Annotated in this window: 10 protein-coding genes; 2 read left to right on the forward strand and 8 right to left on the reverse strand. The window is 42.1% G+C overall.

Translation table 11 applies throughout. From position 1 onward, the window contains the following. Positions 1–150: 150 nt before the first annotated feature. From IPZ60_RS05170 to IPZ60_RS05180, 3 genes are all read right to left on the reverse strand, one after another. Positions 151–1,833: an NAD-dependent malic enzyme gene (locus tag IPZ60_RS05170; RefSeq protein WP_194196771.1), complete on the reverse strand. Its 1,683-nt coding sequence runs from the start codon at positions 1,831–1,833 to the stop codon at positions 151–153. Between the two features lie 297 nt (positions 1,834–2,130). Beyond that, positions 2,131–3,882, reverse strand: a complete 1,752-nt coding sequence (dld, locus tag IPZ60_RS05175) for a D-lactate dehydrogenase (RefSeq protein ID WP_194196772.1) — start codon at positions 3,880–3,882, stop codon at positions 2,131–2,133. Between the two features lie 35 nt (positions 3,883–3,917). Continuing rightward, positions 3,918–5,621, reverse strand: coding sequence for an L-lactate permease (locus tag IPZ60_RS05180; protein ID WP_194196773.1), 1,704 nt, complete (start codon positions 5,619–5,621; stop codon positions 3,918–3,920). 252 nt (positions 5,622–5,873) lie between these two features. Here IPZ60_RS05180 and IPZ60_RS05185 point away from each other — a divergent pair, with 252 nt between their 5' ends. Next, a complete protein-coding gene (locus IPZ60_RS05185) occupies positions 5,874–6,779 on the forward strand; it encodes a LysR family transcriptional regulator (protein WP_194196774.1) in 906 nt (301 codons plus the stop codon). A gap of 343 nt (positions 6,780–7,122) precedes the next feature. Here IPZ60_RS05185 and IPZ60_RS05190 read toward each other — a convergent pair whose 3' ends face one another. The 3 genes from IPZ60_RS05190 to IPZ60_RS05200 form a co-directional block, all read right to left on the reverse strand. Beyond that, the gene (locus tag IPZ60_RS05190; protein ID WP_194196775.1) at positions 7,123–8,619 is read right to left on the reverse strand and encodes a CoA-acylating methylmalonate-semialdehyde dehydrogenase; all 1,497 of its coding nucleotides are present in this window, start codon (positions 8,617–8,619) and stop codon (positions 7,123–7,125) included. 59 nt (positions 8,620–8,678) lie between these two features. Then, a complete protein-coding gene (locus IPZ60_RS05195) occupies positions 8,679–9,869 on the reverse strand; it encodes an iron-containing alcohol dehydrogenase (protein ID WP_194196776.1) in 1,191 nt (396 codons plus the stop codon). A 71-nt stretch (positions 9,870–9,940) separates the two neighbouring features. Beyond that, positions 9,941–11,332: a GntP family permease gene (locus IPZ60_RS05200; RefSeq protein WP_194196777.1), complete on the reverse strand. Its 1,392-nt coding sequence runs from the start codon at positions 11,330–11,332 to the stop codon at positions 9,941–9,943. 182 nt (positions 11,333–11,514) lie between these two features. Between IPZ60_RS05200 and IPZ60_RS05205 the strand changes: the two genes are divergently transcribed. Next, entirely contained in the window at positions 11,515–12,285 is a 771-nt protein-coding gene (locus tag IPZ60_RS05205; protein WP_194196778.1) for an IclR family transcriptional regulator, read from the forward strand. Between the two features lie 335 nt (positions 12,286–12,620). Here IPZ60_RS05205 and IPZ60_RS14170 read toward each other — a convergent pair whose 3' ends face one another. Further along, positions 12,621–14,408, reverse strand: coding sequence for an Ig-like domain-containing protein (locus IPZ60_RS14170; protein ID WP_227669246.1), 1,788 nt, complete (start codon positions 14,406–14,408; stop codon positions 12,621–12,623). 2,263 nt (positions 14,409–16,671) lie between these two features. Beyond that, a complete protein-coding gene (locus IPZ60_RS05215) occupies positions 16,672–17,250 on the reverse strand; it encodes a hypothetical protein (RefSeq protein WP_194196780.1) in 579 nt (192 codons plus the stop codon). Between the last annotated feature and the right edge of the window lie 199 nt (positions 17,251–17,449).

Below are 17,449 nucleotides of genomic sequence, written 5' to 3' on the forward strand. Positions count from 1 at the left end.
GCTATTAAAATCAGGCTATCTACAAGATTGTCGTTTTACAAAGCCGACTACCCTCTCCAACATGACAGGCTCATCAACTATCTTTTTCATTCAATATGTTGCTTAGATAATTTGCCCAGTATTAAGATTTGCTATGTCTAATTTATAAACCTAGAAAGAAGTACGGCGATAGTTACGATATTCAGGTAACCAAAAATTCGCTTTCAATCGGCGTTGTAAGTTCTCCGACGTGATAGGTAGTGCCAGCTTATCTTGAACTGCTTGCAATGCCACTGCATAAGCTATTTTTTCACTAATCTCTCTGATAACTTTGATAGGCGGTAGTATGGCACCTGGTGCTTTTTCGTATTCCATTGATATATCTGCAAGCGCTTGGCTTGCCGCCATTAGCATATTATCGCTGATACCCGTCGCCCGTGCTGCTAAAACACCCAGACCGATACCGGGGAAAATATAGCTGTTATTACACTGAGAAACCTCAAAAGACTGACCGTTAAAAGTAGTATGAGGAAAAGGACTACCCGTTGCAATAATTGCCTTACCCTTACTCCAATTAGTCACTTCTTGCGGCGTTGCTTCCACACGAGACGTTGGATTTGAAAGAGGCAGTACAATTGGGTGTTCAGTATTGACGCACAAGGCTTCGATCACCTCTTGGGTGAACAGACCTTTTTGTCCACTGACGCCGAATAACACGGTAATTTTTGCTTGTTTAACTACTTGCGCTAAACCCAGCTTTTGACTTTTGTCCCAGTGATCAATAGCAGATTGCTTTTGCACTAACGGTTCTTGGAATTTTTGTAGCTCTGTCATGCTATCAATAAGCAGGCCATAACGGTCAACCATAAACACTTGGCTGCGAGCCTGCTCTTCAGTCAACCCTTCACGCTGCATTTGACGAATGATATGCTCAGCAATACCACAACCAGCAGATCCTGCCCCTAAAAATGCTATTTTTTGCTGACTTAGTTTCTGACCTTTATTTAGGCACGCTGCAATCAAAGCACCGACCGAAACCGCAGCAGTCCCTTGAATATCATCATTGAAGCAGCATAATTGGTCACGATATCTATTCAATAAAGGGGTGGCGTTGCCCTGTGCAAAATCTTCAAATTGTAATAACACCTCTGGCCAACGACGCTTAACGGCTTGAATAAATAAATCGACAAACTCATTATACTCATCACCAGAGATGCGTGGATTTCTCCACCCCATATACATAGGATCGTCAAGTAGCTGTTGGTTATTGGTGCCGACATCTAGCAGAATAGGTAGACAATAAGCAGGACTGATGCCACCACAAGCCGTATACAAAGCTAACTTACCAATGGGAATCCCCATACCACCAATACCTTGATCACCTAGGCCCAATATACGTTCGCCGTCAGTAACAACGATCACTTTGACGTTTTGTTTGGTGGCATTTTGCAGCATATCATCGATTTGATGGCGCTCAGGATATGAGATAAACAAACCCCGTTTACGGCGATAAATTTGCGAGAATTTTTCACACGCTTGACCAACTGTTGGCGTATAAATGAGCGGCATGACTTCTTCGATATGCTGCTCAATTAGATGGTGAAATAAGGTTTCATTGGTATCTTGTATATTACGCAAGTAAATATGCTTATCCATATCATTAGTGAATGAGCGCAGTTGATGATAAGCACGTAATGATTGCTCTTCAATCGTCTCAATGTTATGAGGTAATAGCCCTGTTAAATTAAAACTATCACGTTCTTCTGATGAAAAAGCACTCCCTTTATTCAGTAAAGAGGTCTCTAGTAGAGCTGGTCCAGCAATGGGGATATATAAAGGACGCTTGTTTGACATAATGTAATCTTCTTATTAAAGGCATATGAGTGAAAGCCATACTAAGTGAAAGCTATGCTAGTGCTGCATTATACATAGCATCGACTGGTATTTAACAATAGATAACAAAATCATTTTGAATAAATGTGCTTCTGAACTCTAGGCCACTGATATATTTACCTAGAAATAATAAAAAAGCACTACCAATCGGCAGTGCTTTTGAGGGTGTATTGAACAATTTATAATAGACAAACACTGAACGATTCAGCCACTTAGCTACTGATAAATAATCAGTCCGCTGCCAGTTTTAAAGTTCAGTTATAAACAGCACGAGCAATTACGTTTGGTTTTCGACATTTTACCAATACCCGGATTAAAGGTATTGGTTGGGTCTAGGCTCTTATAAAAATTTTGCAGATCAGGTTCTGCTTCATATAGATGCCCTACATTATGCTCAGCAGGATACTTTGCCCCGCGTGCACTCAACAGCGCTAACATCATCTTTTTAACAAGGTGTGCATCACTGCCCTTCTTCAAGATATAGTCTTGATGAAACACATAACAAAAGAAATGTCCGTAATACAGCTTCATCTCTAAGTGCTTTTCAATTTCTTCAGGTAGCGTTTCAAGCCATTCTAATTCATTACGCGGTATGGCAATATCCAACGCTAATATCTCACCGACTTCTTTTTCGTGTATCACTTCATATCTTAATGCGGCACCAGCTGCGGCAAAACGATTTAAAAGCGCGCTTTCTGACTCTTCCTGACTACATTCAAAATAGTTACCCGTGTCTGAAGCAGCAAAGAACGTCTTTAGAAAACTCTGTGCCTCTGCTATACCATCATCACTCATTTTTATGATGAGATGATGTTCATATTGATCGCGGTACTCCATCATGCGCTTCGGTAGATGCTTTGGAAATATATTGGCGATGAACTGCATGACTTTGTCAGTAAAATGCTTTGGCATCCATGACCATTTATGGAACTTTGCGTCCATAGCGCCTTTAATAGAAAACAATCTAGGTAAGGCATTTGTACCAAGATGCTTAATGCTCAGGAACGTGTCCTTACCATACTTAGCAGATACATCAAATATATCACGATGCATATATTCACCAACTTCAGGAATATTATCGAAGCTCGATAATATCTGTCTTCTGAGCTGTGCCAGCTCACTCACACTATTGGTACCTATATAAAAGGTTTTCTCTTTTACCGCTATTGGATAGGTGTCAAGACGTACCGCAAACACGGCAAGCTTGCCAGCACAGCCACTGGCCTCATAAAGTCTTCGCTTATCCGCATTAAAGCGGCTGGGTGTGCTTGCATCAACATCTTTTACTCTAGCGATGTACTCTTTGTCAGAAGCAAGCTTGCCAGTGTTAGGTAATTCTCTTTTATCAAAATTACCTGTTTGTAAGTTAGTAAGTATTTCTACTGGAGTGTCGCCCAATTCTACGTCTAGATGATTGACTAGCACCAGCTGACCGTGTTGGTTTATTTGGGCAAACAATGCAAGCTCGGTATAGGCAGGGCCTCTTTTAACCAGCGCACCGCCGGAGTTGTTAGAAATACCACCAATAATAGACGCACCCAATGTCGAAGACCCGATGACGGAGTGAGGCGCCCTATTTACGGTATTAAGCTGACTTTGCAACTGATGTAATGTCGCCCCAGGCAAGCTAATCACTTGCTCATTGTCATTCACCAAATACAACTGGTTCATTGCAAGCGTGTTAATCACAACCACCGGTCTATCGTAGTCATTACCGCTCGGGGTTGAGCCTTCAGTCAGTCCTGTTTTTGCCGCTTGCATGATAATGATGCAGTCGCCTTCTACACACACTTCTAAGCTACGCCAAATCTCAAGCAGTGTTTGCGGAAACAAAACAGCCAAAGCATTGCCACCACCAGAGCGCCACCCCATTCTATAGTGTTCGTTTTTCTCTGGATCAGCCTGTACATTACTGGCTCCCAGTAAATGCGTTAGCTTATCTAACACTTGATCAGGACGGAGTGTGTCCGGATACGTTATGTTTGATGAGAAAAGGTTTGATGAAGCCATATGACGCTCCTTAACTTGTGATTGTGTGTCACTCATTATGCTAAAGGCCCTTGAAAACCAAAGAGGTAAATGGCAGCCATGACGATGATGCCACAGAACAACACATAATAGAGGGTAGGTAAAATAGTACGCCTAAGTGTGGCGCCCTCCATACCGAGTAGACCCACCGTTGCTGATGCAGCCACCACGTTATGTATGGCAATCATATTACCAGCTGCAGCACCAACTGCTTGAGCTGCGATGATCAATGAAGGTGAAATATGTAAGCTCATGGCGGCTTCATATTGGAATTGACTGAACATCATATTAGATACGGTATTAGAGCCCGCGATAAAGGCACCTAACGCTCCAATGGTTGCACTGATCAATGGAAAAGCACTGCCAAAAGTACCCGCAAATAACTCTGCACTAGCGACTGGCATACTTGCCACATCTGATAAGTTTACGCCTGAATTAATAAAAATCCTAACCATTGGAATCGTGAAAATAAGGACAAATCCAGCCCCTAGTACAGTTTTACCTGACTCTTTGAATGCACTGCTTAGTGCACTGCCTGGTTTTTTGGTTTGAAAAGCTGCGGCAACCAAGGCGCTGATTAATAACAAGCCACCTGGTAAGTATAAAGGGCTAAAACTGGCACTGATATCTGCCTCACTTAAAATCGAGGTTAGGTCTACTGTTGCGCTGTTAAGCAAAGACTGAAAACCTGTTAATATTCTTGAACACACCAGTAAGAGGGCAACCAGTAAATAAGGAAACCATGCCATAACCACGGACATCTTTTTACCATTTGAACTCGGTGTCAAGTCTTCCTTACTGACCACTAACTTACCAAGCCATTCATTTGGCCAGCTTTTTTTCGGTTCAAAATCCCATGTGGTTTTTGGTACTAAAAAGCCACGTTTTGCCGCATTAACAACGATAGCAATACTGACCAAACCACCGACCAGTGACGGAAACTCGGGCCCTAAGAAGACACCTGTTAAGGTATAAGGAATCGTAAATGCCAAGCCAGCGAATATAGCAAATGGCCAGATTGCGAAGCCTTCTTTCCAGCTTTTGTTTTTTCCAAAAAATCGCGTGAGCATCATCACCATAAAAAGTGGCATAAATGTACCAATGACACCGTGCATAATAGCGACTTGGCTGGTAATCAGTTGTAAAAAGTCACCCCACTCTAGTCCTTGTTGTGCCAGTTGGGCGCTAATAGCTACTGTATCTAACCCCTTGTTTACCCCAATAACGATAGGCGTACCGACCGCACCAAACGATACCGGCGTACTTTGTATCATCATTCCCATTAACACCGCACCCAACGCTGGAAACCCTATCGCGACGAGTAAAGGTGCTGCAATAGCGGCAGCTGTACCAAAGCCAGCAGCCCCCTCAAGAAAGCAGCCAAAGCACCATGCAATAATAATGGCTTGCACTCGCCTATCTGGCGATACATTGGTAAACCCAGCACGGATAACGGCGATAGCACCGGTATGCTTCAACGTATTCAGTAAAAAAATAGCACCGAATATGATCCACAATACTGAAACGGTAATAACCAAACCCTGAATAATAGATGAGGACACGCGATTAAGCGTCATATCCCATACAAAGAGGGCAAGCGCGGCAGTAACGGCTAAAATAATTGGCATGGTTTTTTTGGCTGACCACTGCAAGCCTATCAGAAAAACACCACAGAGAATGATTGGTAGTAATGCCAGCAGCCCATATATTGTTTGATTCAAAATCATATCCTTTTTAACGTGTAATCTTCCTTGAACAAAGTCATCTAAATATTTATTTTTATGACTTAATGGTGATTAGAAAATTTTAAACAGTCATGCACAATGAGTGCTAATAATTGCACCGACTAAATGTTCAAAATTCCCCAAAATATTCTACGCCTTGTCCATACATTGATATATTGCATCAAAGGACAATGTTATTTTCTTTTTTTGCTATAATCCGAAACATATTGCACCAATTGGAGAACAAGTATGGTCAAAGCTGATGATATGGTTTTATTCGTTCAAGTAGTTGATGAAGGATCATTCTCTCGGGTCGCTGAAAAACTGTCATTGACGAATTCAGTCGTAAGCAAACGCATTGCAAGATTAGAAGAAAATCTAAACGCACAGCTACTTTATAGAACCACCAGAAAATTGAGCTTAACCGATGCAGGAAAAACGCTTTACAACAAAGCTAAAATTGCTAAATTTGCCTTTCAAGAAGCGGAAAACGCCGTAACAGGTTACGGTGAGGATATGAAGGGCAACATACGTATCACTCTACCGGTGGTCTCTGCTAATCTAGTATTGAGCGAATCTATTGCTGAATTCTGTAAACAACACCCAGAAATATCAGTGGATTTACAAATTACCAATCGATTGGTTGATTTGATAGAAGAAGGGTTTGATCTGGCCATAAGAACCGCCGAGCTTGAAGATTCATCACTTATTGCAAGGCGCCTTATAGATAGTCAGTGGGTGATATGTGCGACGCCGGAATATTTGGAGCAACATGGTACACCTCAGACACCTGAACAATTACAGGATCATAAATGCTTGGTCTATAAGTTTGATAATGCGGCTAATGACGTATGGCCACTATATATAGACGGTACAGAGCAATTGCTTGCTGTAGAGGGTCGGTTTCATAGCAATCATCTTGATGCGATTAAACAAGCGACTCTTAGCGATTTAGGTATCTCTTTTTTACCACAAGCACTTGTTTATAAGGAGCTGCAGCAAAATACGCTCACACAGATTTTGCAACGCTTTACACGAAAAAGAATGGGAATGTATGCGGTTTATCCTAAGGCAAAGCAACCGGATCAAAAGTTGAAACTGCTTGTTGCGCATTTGCGAGAGTCACTCCATGAAAAACAGGCTTATTACTGCTAAGTAATAGGCCTGTTTTTCATGTGTATAAGCAAAGATAAATTAAAGCATTGATTATATGTTGATACGTTCAAACTATCGCTACTGCCCTGCAGTATCATAAAATTGGCATCTCCAAGGTCAGCGACTAGGCGTATTCTTTCTTTAGGGTTTAGCGCTATACCTTCATAATCATCATAACTTTTACGCAGCTGTCTTAGGAAAATTATAGAGCGACATCTATTTCGAGACTAGAGCCTTATCTTTACCATGACCCATATGACCCAAAAACAACAAAAAAGCCACTTAGCTATTAAGTGGCTTTTTTGTTGAGAGTGTTATTTGTACTACAGACGAGCTATAAACGCTAACCTAAAGTTGGCATCGAAAATTGCTTATCTTCTCGTATTGCTGCGCTAGGCCAGCGTTGGGTAATTGTTTTTCGGCGAGTAAAAAACCTAACACCATCTGGTCCGTACATGAACAAATCTCCAAATAATGAGCGCTTCCAACCACCAAAGCTTTGAGAAGCAACAGGCACTGGTAGTGGAATATTAACGCCAACCATACCCACCTGAATATTATCAACGAAGTAACGTGCCGCCTCCCCATCTCGGGTATAGATACACGTGCCATTGCCGTATTCATGTTCATTTATGAGCTGTATCGCCTCTTCCATTGTCTGCACACGCATCACCTGAAGCACTGGTCCAAAAATCTCTGCTTCGTAACTGTCCATCTCTTTTGTCACATTGTCTATTAGAGTTGGACCCACAAAGAAACCTTGCTCATGACCTGTCGGTGCTGCATCAGAGCCATCAATGATGACGTTAGCTCCTTGGTCAGTAGCACTTTTGATATGCTCTAAAATTTTAGATTTGTGCGCACCAGTAATGACAGGACCAAAATCATTTTCTTTGTCAGAATAAGCACCTAATTTCAACTGCTGTATGGCAGGCTGTAATGCTTCAACCATTTTATCAGCTATATCATCACCGACTGCGACCGCAACAGATAGCGCCATACAGCGCTCGCCTGACGAACCAAATGCAGCGCCTAGTAGCGAAGTAACCACATTATCTAAGTCTGCATCTGGCATCACGATTGCATGGTTTTTTGCGCCGCCTAATGCTTGACACCTTTTGCCTTGAGCGGTGGCTGTTGTATAAATACATTCTGCAATTGGTGTAGAGCCCACGAAACTTATGGCTTCAACATCTGAATGATGCAAAAGCGCATCAACGGCCTCTTTGCCACCATTGACCACGTTCAACACACCATCAGGCAATCCTGCTTCTTTCATCAATTTTGCAATAAACATGGCGGCACTAGGATCACGTTCAGATGGCTTTAGAATAAACGTGTTTCCGCAGACGATAGCCATAGGGAACATCCAAAGAGGAACCATCACAGGAAAGTTAAATGGGGTAATTCCAGCCACTACGCCTAGAGGATGAAACTCACTCCAAGAGTCAATATCTGGGCCAGCATTACGACTGTGCTCACCTTTTAATAACTCTGGTGCACCGCAAGCATATTCAACATTCTCGATGCCGCGCTGTAGCTCACCAGCGGCATCATGTGAAATCTTCCCATGCTCTTCACCGATTAGTCGACAGATTTCATCAGCATTTTGTTCTAATAATTCTTTGAATTTGAACATGACTCTAGCGCGTTTCATCGGCGGGGTTTTACGCCATGCCGGAAAAGCGGCTTTTGCTGCAACGACGGCTTCATCAATCGTTTTAGCACCACCTAACGCAACTTGCTTACTCACTTCACCCGTAGAAGGGTTATAAATAGGCTGAGTTTGACCGTCTTCAGTAATCGTATGACCGTTAATAAAATGTCCGATAGTTTGCATAATATATTCCTTTTATAGGATTGAGTTGGTAAGTGAATTAAAAGTAAAATTTCCGTTTATTACCTTAGTAAAGCATCATTCGAGGCGTCTTCTGTCCATAGCAGCGCATAAAGTTGCAGCATTTCTTCTAAACTAGGTATTCGAGGATTGTTGTTAGGCGAGCCTGAGCCAAACGCTTGGTCACACATCGTATTGACCAACTCATCAAACTCTGTTTTTTGAACCCCAAATTGCGCTAATGTAGGTACTTTAAGCTCCGTATTCAAACCTTTTAAGTAAGCAATCAACTTTATATTTGCTTGGTCGTCTGTATCGTTGAGTTCAGCAATACCTAGTGCACGGGCACAGTCTGCATAGCGATCCGGAGTACTTGATATACCAAACTCAGTAATCGTTGGTAATAACATCGCATTTGATAGACCGTGTGGTACATGAAAGAACGCCCCAATTGGCCGACTCATGCCATGTACTAAGGCCACTGATGAATTGTTAAATGCAATGCCTGCTAACGTAGAGCCCAACATCATCGCTTCACGTGCCGTTTCGTCCTTACCATCGTGATAGGCTTTTTGTAGATTGGGTCCAATCAAACGTAATGCTGCTAAAGCTTGCTGGTCACTATAAGCATTACGTTTTTGACTAACGTAAGCCTCGATAGCATGTGTCATCGCATCAATGCCCGTATCGGCAGTCGTGCGAGGGGGGACGGTCATCGTGAGACTATAGTCAATAATCGCTGCGACTGGCATGAACCCCATACCGACACACAATAACTTTTCGTTATTGGCCTCATCAGTGATGATAGTAAACTTGGTAACCTCTGACCCTGTTCCTGCGGTAGTAGGAATGGCAACAATAGGCAAGCCAGCTTTATTCACTTGACGAGGAAATTTATAGTCATTAATGACACCACCGAATTTACCCAAAATTGAAATGGCTTTTGCACTATCTATAGGACTGCCGCCGCCCAAAGCAATTAACCCATCATATTCTTGATGTCGTACTTGCTGCACACCTGATTCAATAGAGCTTTCAGTTGGTTCTGGCATAGTATCCGAGAATACATCAGCCGTGATATCAACGCCTTTCAAAATGGCTTGTAGTTTCTCTACATAGCCGAGTTTCACCATCATTTCATCTGTGATAATGAGTGGCTTTTTTATACCCAAGCTATCTAATATTGTCGGTAGCTTTTGACACGCATCACGCCCGACCTCCATTATTCTTGGGAGAAGAATACTATGTGACATATTTACCTATCCTTGTGTTGATCACGATGTTTTTCATACTGTGTGTTTAATATTTTGTGTTGAATACTGTGCTAAAACGAACCCATTAACGTGCCTAAAGTTATGACAGCTATAAGTGCTAGCACAGGTACGGCAACAGCGACCACAAAAATATCTTTATAAGATTCTTTGTGTGTGAGCTGACAAATTACCAATAACGTTATCACTGCGCCATTATGAGGAAGCGCATCCAAACCACCTGATGCGATAGACGCTACGCGATGCATCAACTCAGGATTGATGCCAAATTGAGAGGCCAATTGTAGATAGTTGTCCCCCATAGTATTTAGAGCAATACTTAGTCCACCTGATGCAGAGCCAGTAATACCTGCCATCACATTGACGAACACGGCTTCTGAAATCAGTGGATTGCCTGGAGATAAGCCTAATAAAAATTCTTTTACAATGATAAATCCTGTCAAAGTAGCGATTACCGATCCATAACCAACTTCAGAGGCTGTATTAAAAATAGGTAGCAATGAACCAAGCGCACCTTCGCTAAGAGATTCTTTTAAGTTTTTCCAACGTTTCCAATTCAGCAAAATCATCGACCCACAAGATACAACTAAAGCGATGACGATAGCCCAAATACCGAGTACTTTAGCCAGTGGCACAGCACCAAACGCTTCACTCGCCAAATAGCTGTTATCCATGCTGGGTAATAGCCATTTCGTACAAATGAAGTTAATCAATATGACCAAGATAATGGGTAACAATGCCACCAGTAATGAAGGCTTAGCACTACGATCGGTGACAACTAATTTATCGTTATGGTGCTCACCATAACCCTCCCCTTCATTGAAAGCTTTTTTAGCACGATAATTAAGCCAAACCATGCCACCTACTAGCATAATCAAGCCAGCGATAGCACCAAGACCAGGGGCTGCAAAAGAATCCGTTTTGAAAAATGGCATGGGAATAGCGTTTTGAATGGCAGGCGTACCTGGTAGCGCCGTCATCGTAAAAGTCAAAGCACCTAGCGCGATTGCACCAGGAATCAATCTTTTTGGAATATTTAATTCACGAAATAGAGCAGCAGCGATTGGGTATACAGCAAAACCTACTACAAACAACGACACCCCACCGTACGTCAAAATGGCACAAGCCATGACAATAGACAGAACCGCTTGTTTTTTGCCAAGTTTGGCGACCAATGATTCGGATATGCTCAATGCCGATCCTGAATCATCCATCAATTTACCGAATATAGCCCCTAATAGAAAAAGCGGGAAAAAGCTGATGATATATCCGCCCAACCCTTTCATAAATACTTGGGTATAGACGCCTAGCATCGTACTGGCCTCACCACTCAACAGCACAGCTAGCATTGCTAATAACGGCGCTAACAAAATGACGCTATGACCACGGTAAGCCAAATACATCAGCAACCCTAGCGACAGCAAAATGGGGAATAAACTTATCATGTGCACTCCTTGTGCGATAACTACATCAAATCCATTTGTTAAAAAATCACATAACGATAGAATATTTATCGTTTTAAGAAAATAACAGAATATTTTCATAATAACAAGCCTCAAACGGACAAATATTATCGTTATAATGTCTAGAGAGATTTAATGTCATCTGGTTAGGAGGCTACAAAGCCATGGTTAATACTAAAAAGAAGGGCTCTAGTGTTGAGCGGGTTTTGCAGATTGTAGAAATTCTAGCAAGATCGCAAAGACCGATGAGTGTGAGCGACTTAGCGGACACATTGGATGTGCCTATACCTAGTATGTATAGATTATTAGATCAACTACAAAATATTGGGTTCGTACAACTCGACTTACCCGGAAAGGTAACGTCTGGAAAAAGAACCTATAAGCTCGCGATGGATTTATTACAGAATAATCATTTCAAGATCGAAAGACTTGCGATATTGCAGCAACTATCATCACAAATAGGCGAAACTGTCGGTATTGCCATTATGCAAGACCTAGACATCGTCTATATCGATAGGGTTTTGTCTGATTGGCCGCTTCAAATATACCTACCCGTTGGGACTCATGTTCCCATCTGGGCAAGTGCCAGTGGTAAATTATTCTTATCACAACTATCCAATGCAAAATGCGAACGTATCATCGATAAAATTTCTATACATGCATTAACCACCAATACTCAGACGGATAAAAAACGTTTGATGCAGACCATCGCTGAGACTCGAGATACTAGAATAGGCATAGATAACGAAGAGTTTATTCCAGGTATGGTCGCCTGTGCCGTACTCATTCCTAATGATGAAAATAAAGCGTTTGCGACAGTGTTTACCCACGGCCCGACAGTAAGAAAAACTTTGGAAGAATTGCTGGAGTACGTACCTCTGATGCGTGAGGCCGCTTTGGAGCTAGCAGTGACTTTTAATCAGGATTATGAATAAGGCCGCTAACAAGGATAAGACTGATTATATGACCACAATTATGAGTGCCTAAGTCTAGCTAGGTACTAATAGTGGCTTCATAATAATGGCTTCGTACAGATGCGAAAATAAACCATAACTAAATATGTTGTTAAATAATACATTCTAAAGATTAACAGTTACTATTAGGGTTTCTCATATCCGAGAACCACTATCTTGTATGCAACAAGTATGACTGTTATATATTAAACCAACTGTCTTCACCTCTCTCTTAAACATATATTTTTGTTTATCCTTCATAAAAAAACGCCCCCATTGCGGGAGCGTTTTAACGTTTAAGATGCGATTAACCGATCTTAGATGACATTAGTAATATCAATATCGATATAAACCTGTGTGCTTATATCACTATCTAATTGCCAAACATTATATTGTTGTCCAGCAGTATCGGCGACATCGTTTCCTGTATCAATCCAAGTCGAAGGATTACCAGATTCATCTTTATCATTAAGATCAGCACCAATACCGCCTAAATCTACCGTATCATCACCGTCACCTTTGATATAAATAGGAGTAGATACACCTGAATTGGCAATATCCGCTGCTTGAACCGTAAGTGTGTTGGCACCGATACCACTGATATCTATCACGTCAGGCTGGATAAGGTCAGCTAAGCTAACAACTTGGTCTGATCCTTCAAAGCTAAGGATATCAAGTCCTTCGCTTGATGTGATTAGCGATATATCAGGCAACTCGATAGCGTCATCCGTATCATCCACAAGTGTGAAGCTGCTGAAGCTCATACGTCCAGCGGCTGGCGCTTGTCCATCACTATTGATAGCTATACTCAGCGTGGCAGTATCCGTATTACCGTTACCGTCATTGATGGTATAGACAAAATCGTCTGTTTGATCAATACCACTAGCATCTTCATTTGGCGTGTAACTATATGCACCATCAGAACCTATAACCAATATGCCATAATCACCCGTTATAGGGGTAGACCCATTCACAGGCTCACCATCGACAGCTGTCACCGTTATTGTTTGTCCGTCACCATCATCATTAGTGATGACGTTACCAGTCGATACCACAGTATTAAAGTTATCGGAGTCAATCAGTTCGCTAGCAACCGACTGCACATTCATGACTGGTAAAAGTGAAAGACCTAAGAGTGAACTGCTGTCACTACCGAGTACGAAATAGTAGGTTGCACTTGCACCATTAGTTCCCCCAGTAAGAGTAGCAATTTCTAAATCATTAGCACTCCATATTCCACCAGGACCAGGCACTGGAGCCCCTAACACGTCAATAACATCTCTTGTAAAGTCAAACCAATCCGCTTGCTGGTCAAACAGTGTAATATTGCCAGTTTCATTGTCTACTTGATAGACCAAAAGGTCGAGATCCGGATTTCCGACGACCACAGGTACAGACCCACTCCCATCTAGGGTGAGTGACAGCTGCTGATCAGCAGTAACAGTAACATTAAAAGCAGAAGCAGTACTCAATGCCGAGACGGTCAGCCCACCAAGAGCACTAAGACTGAGTAATCCACTAGCCGTTCCATTGTACGGCGGCTGGGTGATTATCGGGTCTACTTCTAAACCAGCATAACCCTGATCATCAGTAGCAATAGGTGTCACGGTATCAACTGTAATGTCAGCTGTAACAGAGCTACTCACATTACCTGAAGGATCCGTTGCTATCACTGTGATAGTCTCAGCACCTTGATCCATAGCAGCTACATCCGCCTGATCAACTGAAGCACTCCAGTTACCATCAGCACCAACAGTCGCTGTACCAATGACGTCACCCGTTTCATCGGTCAAGGTAATAATAGCACTTGCCTCGCCGGTACCTGTGATATTAAAGCCTTCTGCAGATTCTTGACTATTCACTACATCGTCACCAGCGATTGGGGTATCTATAGTTGGTGTCGCTGGTGGCGTCATATCGTCAAGCTCTATCACCAGCTTTGCTGTATCGCCAATAACGCCATCAGAAACTGTGTAAGTAAATATCTCTGATTGACCTAGTGAGGCAAAATTACCATTCGCCGTATACGTGTAGTCACCATTTTCATCAATAACTAAAACACCATACTGACCTTGTATGGTAAACACAGTAATACCACCGACCATTTCAGAGGTAGGCTCTAACTGAGTATTATCACTATCAATATCAGTCAGTACCGTACTCGATGTCACAGTATCTTCACCTGTCTCATCGGTATTTAATGCGTCAGGGTCAATCACATTACCAGTAATAACGGTATCATCGGCATAATCGAACTCAGTCAATGTCGCTGTAATGTCCGTAGTTTCGAGTAAGGTTAAAGTATTACTAAGAAGCGCAGCGGTAATGTCATCAAGTAATGGATCTAAAACACCTAATCCTAATACATTATCTTCAAGTATATCTACTACAGCATCGAGACCTAAGCCTTCATCTCCAGCCGCAGTTAGTGCAATATTGAGAAGACCATTGACAGTACCTCCTAAAACTGGACCTAATGCATTATTGATCGTCGCAAAAACAACTTCTTGATTATCAGGACCCAATACAACCCCTGCTTCCCCTAACTCTGCCAATGTGAGACCGTTGACTAAGGTTTCTAGAGCACTTCTATCATTACGTACAACTATTGTGTAATCATCTGGTTCTAGACCAGATACAGTTGCCGTTAATGTATCGTTGCCCGTTAAGCCTAATAACTCTAGACCTATCACATTACCTACTAATGGTTCATTACCAGTAGTACCGACATAAACAAGTTCACCAGTACTATTGTAGACTTCAATATTGACCGCATCTGCTACTGCTACTAGCGCCGTCTGACTGACTTCGATACTGACAGTACCACTAGCGCCTGCACTTACTGTAAAGCCAAGGCTGCTATTTGAGCCGCCGCTACCTTCAGCGACACCAAGTACAGTTAAATCAGAACCATTAACCGAGGGATAAGTGGTCACTTGTAACTCACCTAAATCAAGACCATCCAAATCATCTTGAGCAGTGATAGGTGGTACAACGATAGCAGGGGCGGTGCCTGTCGTTGAAGCACTGTCCAAGTCGCCATCGGTGGCATTGACCACAGGCGCCGCTAAGGTGCCACCGGCATTGACGATGTCGGCACCCGCTTGGGTCAGGGTGATGACGCCTGTTGCTGGATCAATGGCGTAGTTCACCGCTGAGTCAGTATCAAGCTCATAGCTGACCGTATCTCCATTAGGATCGGTTGAACCACTGGCCGTTGCCACCAGCGTACCGGCGACCGCTTCCCCTTGTTCTAGATCAGCGGAGGCTGACACGGTTGGTGCTGTTGGGGCGTCGTTGTTGTTGTTGTCGACCGTCGTCGGGGCGGTGCCTGTCGTTGAAGCACTGTCCAAGTCGCCATCGGTGGCATTGACCACAGGCGCCGCTAAGGTGCCACCGGCATTGACGATGTCGGCACCCGCTTGGGTCAGGGTGATGNACGCCTGTTGCTGGATCAATGGCGTAGTTCACCGCTGAGTCAGTATCAAGCTCATAGCTGACCGTATCTCCATTAGGATCGGTTGAACCACTGGCCGTTGCCACCAGCGTACCGGCGACCGCTTCCCCTTGTTCTAGATCAGCGGAGGCTGACACGGTTGGTGCTGTTGGGGCAGTATCATCGCCATTATCAGAACCACCGCCAGAACCACCGCCAGAAAGTGCCGCCCCTGCTAAACCAAGACCTGCCAATCCAGCTAGCCAAGGAAGAGCATTAAAAGTTGCTGTCGCACCTAACCACCAAGGTGCAGCATATTCCTCTCCGCCCAACGCTTGTCCCTGCACTTCACCCAATTGCAACTCAGTGACAAAATCGGATACTTCACCAGTATTAGGAATGTAGTAATAATAGTTACCATCTTCAGCGATACCGATGAGCGCACTATCGATACCATCATAAAACCCTTCCATGATCAGTTCAGAACTTTCGCTATTTTCTTCAAAAGAAACGTGAAGGTCTTTATTTACACGCTTAGTCACAATATGATGTGGGGCATAGCCCGTTGATTCGTCAATAAGTTCGTAGTTCACTTTGTCGACAGCTTTTATTATTGTAGGTTTGCCGTCTTGCGTAATAACTTTATGCTCAGAAATAGTTTGTACCGTGTCATTTACTTTGATAACTATAGTATTCATAACATCATCCTTAATTAACTTTAAGTCAATAAATATCAATATAAAATTGGGAGTTGGTTTTGTTAATCCGCTTAAACAAATATACAAATAGCGCTATGCATTTTTTATTTATTACTCTTTATATCGATAAAATAGTCTTTACATTCCATACATCCACTAAAGTGGTTTTATCGTACTTCTTTGAAGAAGTATCGTTAAATAAAGATTTTTATTCTTAATCAATATTCAAACAGGCTATTTTTTTAGATTTTTATTTAAATTACTACAATCTGATGGCACTCGACTGATTTGATGATTTTGACGAGTACTGGTCTTCATCAACAGCAATGCTTCATCAGCGGCTACCTGCTGAAGGATAGGACTACCTTCTTTTGATGAAGTAACTTGTAGATAAGTCGTCGTTTGAGGGCTAAGTTGATACTGTTTAGAGTAAGTAGTGATTTTGCCAGTTTCTTCATCTAACACTTTGGCATTGATAAGTTGTAATCCGTTACATACCCTAATGTCTGAATAATGTCCGTTTGTCAGGCTCACTTGAAACGCACTGCTAGGTCCCATGCCTATATTGATATTACGTGGGTTAATACTACCTAATGAGTCATTATTATTGGCATTACGGAAAAATACGATTCTACTTTCCATTTCTTGTAAGGAGTCATCAGGCATAACTTTAAACACTTCATGATTTTTTGCCCAATTGGTTTTAATCTTGCTATCTGAGAGTACTGATTGCTGATTTTCTTTTATGATCTGGCAGCCTGTTACGCTCATAGCTACAAAGAATGCAGCAGATAATAATATTTTTCTTTCCATAGTAATTCCTCCTCATAAAAGACTAATAAATCTTACTCTTTGATACAGCTAATAGACTTATATAAAAAATTATTATAAGCATCTATGTGATACATAAAAATTATTAATACAACATTACATTATTAAAAAATATACATAAGAATTAAATTTTCGGAGCCAAATAAATCACAAAAAAACACCTTGTATATAAATATATAGT

Source organism: Psychrobacter sp. NG25 (genome assembly GCF_015234355.1).
GTDB lineage: Bacteria > Pseudomonadota > Gammaproteobacteria > Pseudomonadales > Moraxellaceae > Psychrobacter.